Source organism: Bacillus sp. AFS041924 (assembly GCF_002577195.1).
Taxonomy (GTDB): domain Bacteria; phylum Bacillota; class Bacilli; order Bacillales; family Bacillaceae_G; genus Gottfriedia.
The window spans coordinates 1-4,568 of the sequence record NZ_NULG01000133.1 but is presented as its reverse complement, the minus strand read 5'-3'; the positions used below and the strand labels follow the sequence as shown (position 1 = coordinate 4,568).

General features: G+C 31.6%; 5 protein-coding genes and 1 pseudogene. 2 read left to right on the top strand and 4 right to left on the bottom strand.

The annotated features are described in order from the left end of the window. Positions 1 to 216: 216 nt before the first annotated feature. The gene (locus COC46_RS20740; RefSeq protein ID WP_098811791.1) at positions 217 to 1,449 is read left to right on the top strand and encodes an aminopeptidase; all 1,233 of its coding nucleotides are present in this window, start codon (positions 217 to 219) and stop codon (positions 1,447 to 1,449) included. Positions 1,450 to 1,502: 53 nt separating this feature from the next. Here COC46_RS20740 and COC46_RS20735 read toward each other — a convergent pair whose 3' ends face one another. Next, complete coding sequence (locus COC46_RS20735) at positions 1,503 to 2,051, bottom strand: GNAT family N-acetyltransferase (protein ID WP_098811790.1); 549 nt, start codon at positions 2,049 to 2,051, stop codon at positions 1,503 to 1,505. Between the two features lie 179 nt (positions 2,052 to 2,230). Between COC46_RS20735 and COC46_RS20730 the strand changes: the two are divergent. Further along, positions 2,231 to 2,683, top strand: a pseudogene (locus tag COC46_RS20730) (SRPBCC family protein). 68 nt (positions 2,684 to 2,751) lie between these two features. On the opposite strand, the gene crcB (COC46_RS20725) reads toward COC46_RS20730, so the two are convergent. The 3 genes from crcB (COC46_RS20725) to COC46_RS20715 all read right to left on the bottom strand — a co-directional run bounded on the left by crcB (COC46_RS20725) (position 2,752) and on the right by COC46_RS20715 (position 4,377). Next, complete coding sequence (gene crcB / locus COC46_RS20725; RefSeq protein ID WP_098811789.1) at positions 2,752 to 3,108, bottom strand: fluoride efflux transporter CrcB; 357 nt, start codon at positions 3,106 to 3,108, stop codon at positions 2,752 to 2,754. Next, on the bottom strand, positions 3,105 to 3,494 hold the full coding sequence (crcB, locus tag COC46_RS20720; protein ID WP_098811788.1) for a fluoride efflux transporter CrcB: 390 nt from the start codon (positions 3,492 to 3,494) through the stop codon (positions 3,105 to 3,107). Before crcB (COC46_RS20720) ends, crcB (COC46_RS20725) begins: the two co-directional genes overlap by 4 nt. A gap of 121 nt (positions 3,495 to 3,615) precedes the next feature. Next, positions 3,616 to 4,377 (bottom strand): CPBP family intramembrane glutamic endopeptidase, encoded by a 762-nt coding sequence (locus tag COC46_RS20715; protein WP_098811787.1) that lies wholly within the window; start codon positions 4,375 to 4,377, stop codon positions 3,616 to 3,618. Positions 4,378 to 4,568: the final 191 nt, after the last annotated feature.

Sequence of the window (4,568 nt, the reverse complement as noted above, 5' to 3'; positions counted from 1 at the left end):
AGTCTTTTTTCAACAGCATGTAAAAAAGCACTTTAGAAAGTGCTTTTTTTGGTTAAAGAATTCTAATAATAAAATAAGGTGTTTTACTAATTAGCTAAAGCCTCTGACATTTCAAATAAAAATGAATAGTCAGTCTCTTTTATGTACCAATTTTCTGAACTTTGTATTATAATTTAGTAGGTTAGATTTTAAATCGTTAAACATGGAGGGATATCAATGTCTCAGTTTGAAAAATCATTAGAAAAATATGCTGAACTTGCTGTAAAAAGTGGAGTTAATATCGTAGAAGGACAAACACTACAAATAAATGCACCAATCGGAGCTGCAAAATTCGTACGTAAAGTTGTAAAATATGCTTACGAAGCTGGAGCAAAAAATGTGAATATTGATTGGAACGATGATGTAATTACTCGTACAAAATACGAATTAGCGCCAGAAGAAGCGTTCTCAGAATTCCCAGGCTGGAAAGTAACTGCTTTAGAAGAATTAGCTGAAAACGGTGGAGCTGTTTTATCAGTAATCTCACCAAACCCGGAATTATTAAAAGGAATCGATCCAAAGCGCATTGCTACTTTTAATAAGACTGCTAGCTCAGCATTACATAAATATCGTGAATACATGATGGCTGACCGAATTCGTTGGTCAATCGTAGCGATTCCATGTGTGGAATGGGCTGAAAAAGTATATCCAAATGAGCAAATTGATCAAGCAATGGAATTACTATGGGATGCAGTTTTTAAAATTTGCCGAGTTGACAATGAAAATCCAGTAGAAGCTTGGGTTAAACATAACGATTTCTTACAAGAAAAAGTTGTTCAATTAAATGACAAACGTTATAAAACATTACATTATACTGCACCTGGTACTGATTTGAAGCTAGACTTAGTAGATAATCATGTATGGAAAGGTGGCGGAGCAAACAGTGAAGATGGTAAATGGTTCAATCCAAATATTCCTACTGAAGAAGTTTTCTCTATGCCACATAGCCATGGCGTAAACGGTACAGTTCAAGCGACTTTACCATTAAATTACGGTGGAAATTTAATTGAAAACTTCTCTTTAACATTTAAAGATGGTAAAGTTGTCGATTTCACAGCTGAAAAAGGCTATGAAACTTTACAACACTTATTAGATACTGATGAAGGTGCTCGCCGTCTTGGTGAAGTTGCATTAGTACCTCATGATTCACCAATCTCAAATACAGGTTTAATTTTCTTCAACACATTATTTGATGAAAATGCTTCTTGCCACTTAGCATTAGGTAAAGCATATCCAAACAATATGAAGGATGGAGAAAAATTACCTACTGAAGAACAAGAGAAATTAGGAATCAACCAAAGTTTAACTCATGTTGACTTCATGATCGGATCACCGGAATTAAACATCGATGGAATTAAAGAAGATGGCACAGTTGAACCAATTATGAGAAATGGTAACTGGGCATTTTAATAAGACATAAATAAGAGGGTATCTCATTATTTTGAGATACCCTCTTTATAGTATTAGGCAAGTTCTTGGAACACTTCATTACTTCTTAAAACGGTAATAAAACCATCCAAGATTGTATGACTAACTGAAAATCCTTTACGTTTATAAAACTCAAGTGCGTCCTCATTTCCATTAGAAACAAAAATAAAATAATCCTCGACATCTTCAAACTGTTTCAGCCACTTCATAGACATTTTGAATAATACAGAACCAACGCCATATTTTCGATATTCTTCTTTTATGTAAAATTGAGACAAACACCCAACATCCTTTTTATGAACTGAGGATAGATCAAAAAATGTTGCAAATTCATTTGAATATGCCTCTTTTGGAGAAATACTTGAATAAACATATCCAACGATTTTGTCTTCATCTTTTACGACAACAATATAATTATGTATTGCTTTTTTTACTGAAGGAACCATTCGTGTATCGAAATTCATACGATCAAATAACTCTTGTTTAATCGTCGCCTTTGCCTTTTGAAAAGTCATTAATTCATTACATAAATCTCTACACAATTCTATTTGATCTTCGTCGATAACTTCATAAGTTAAATTCATCTTGTCACTCCTCATTAAAATAGATTTGAGCATTAACTATATCCGTATGCTTTAATTTTAATAGATAAATTTATGAATACAAATGAATTATTAAGATGAATTAATTTTGGTATATAATGGAACTGTCATCTAGAATCAAAATTCATCACCTAAATAAAAATTAAACGGAGGATGAAAAAATGGAAGATCTAAAGTATGAGTTTTATATTGGATCTAAACCGGAAGAAGTTTGGAACATATTCGTGTCTCCAGAAGGAACAAAGGCAATCTTTTTTTGATGTCTATTAAAATCTACGTTCGAAGTCGGAGCGCGGTATGAATATATTGGACCTGGAGAAGATGGAGATCAGACAGTTCATGTTTATGGAAAAATACTAGCATTTGAGCCTTACAATAGGATGAGTTATACGGAACACGCTGGCCCAGCATACCGTGAAAATCATGCTGAATTAGAAACAAGAATTACACTTACCCTTGAAACGGTGGGGGAGTGCACAAAATTAACGCTAGTTAACGACCAATGGCCAGAAAATCATCCTTCATACGAAAGTACAAAATCTAGCTGGCCAATGATATTAAGTAATGTAAAAACATATGCAGAAACTGGTAAAACATTAGATTTTGGTTGGTAAAATTGAAAACTAAAAAACCTCTGGATTCAGAGGTTTTTGTTTTTATGTTTCAGATTAACCTACTCAGATTATCTAAAAATATGAAAACCAATATAAGCACCAATAATACTAATAATAGTAGATAAAATGATATAGGATAAGGCTGTTTTATACTTTTTTGTCAGTAATAATTGAATCGCTTCATATCCAAATGTAGAGAATGTCGTAAAACCGCCTATTATCCCTACACCAATAAACAACCATAAAGTAGTAGAGATGGACTTCTCAAGATAGAAATGATTAGTTAAACCTAAAATAAACGAACCGATGATATTAATAACGAAGGTTCCAAAAGGAAAACTTGTTTTTAATTTATTACTTATAAAGTTTCCAAGGGCATAGCGACAAATTGCTCCAATTCCCCCACCTATTCCAATAATAATCATGATGAGGTTTCTCCTTTTACTTTATTAAATTTCTCTGCCGTTTTAAAGCCAACATATGCCAGGCTTATCCCAATTACTAAACTGAACAAGATATAAGCAAAACTTACTAGGAATTTTTTTTCATCAATCAGAGCCTCATTTTCAAGTGCAAAAGTTGAGAATGTAGTGAATGCGCCAGTAAAACCTGTCCCGATTAATAAAGTATGCTCAGGTTTTAAATGAACTTTAGCCATAGGCAAAAAGAATCCTAAAAAGAAACATCCGACTATATTAATTAAAAATGTTTGAATTGGAAATCCATTAGAAAGTGGATGAATAGATGTCCCTATTATGTAACGAAGAATAGCTCCAAAAAATCCTCCAACAAGTATATAAATATAATTCATAAATCACCTCTAGAAAACATTATAAAAACGCTCCCTAAGAGCGTTTCAGTGTGTAGACAAAGTCCCGAAAATTTGATTTTCAGTATAAAGACAAAGTTTCAAATGTTTGATTTTCAGACTGTTAGTTTACAAAATAAAAAGCAATAATTGAAACTAAATTATTTAAAAAATGGGCAAAAATCGTAACTTCGATTTTTTTTGTTTTGATATAAATAATACCAAAAATTAAACCAGCTAAAGAATATGACAGTAAAGCATAGATAGAAAAACCAGCAAGCATATGCAATAAACCAAATCCAAATGAACTTACAATTAATCCTATGATAGGAAAATTTTTAAAAATAGATCCAATAATTAGTTTTCGTGTAATCCATTCTTCTTTAATTGGTGCAAGAATTACCGCAGAAAAAATCATAAGGATTGGGTTAGTACGCAGTAAGTCTTCAACTGCTTTATGATTATCTGGAGTTGCAATTGAATAGTTAAAGTGTTGGAAAATTACATCAAGAAGATGTGAAGAAGCAATCAGAACTACATAAGCTCCTAAAATAATAACTACGTCAATCAATTTTATGTTTATTCGCCTTAGGGTTAGAAGTCCTTTTTTCTTCGTATAATAATATAGCCACAATAAGCTGATGACACCAAATATCGAATCCGTATAAATCGAAACAGTATTGACTAGATTTTCAAATTGTTTTTCGGTAAGACTTATATCTGCGATTCTAACAAAAATCATACCCCATATTGAAGCGATCAAGATTAGTAAGTTCAGACCAACAATAAATATTAAAAAATAGTAGACAAGGGTTTTTATAGCGGTCTTACGCTCATTCGGAATATTTTCTGGAATGAGTGTATTATAGTTTAGTTCATTATCCAAATCGGCTCCTCCAATTTTATGATCTATGTTCACAAACTTTCTAAAAAACTATTTTATATTTATATAAACATATACTATTTTATATTAAATTTAAAGCCTAAAGAACCATTATTAGAAGAAATGCGATTAATTATTAATTATTTGGCTCTGTTAATATTAAATGTTGATTTCTAGTTAAATTCGAGACTAAT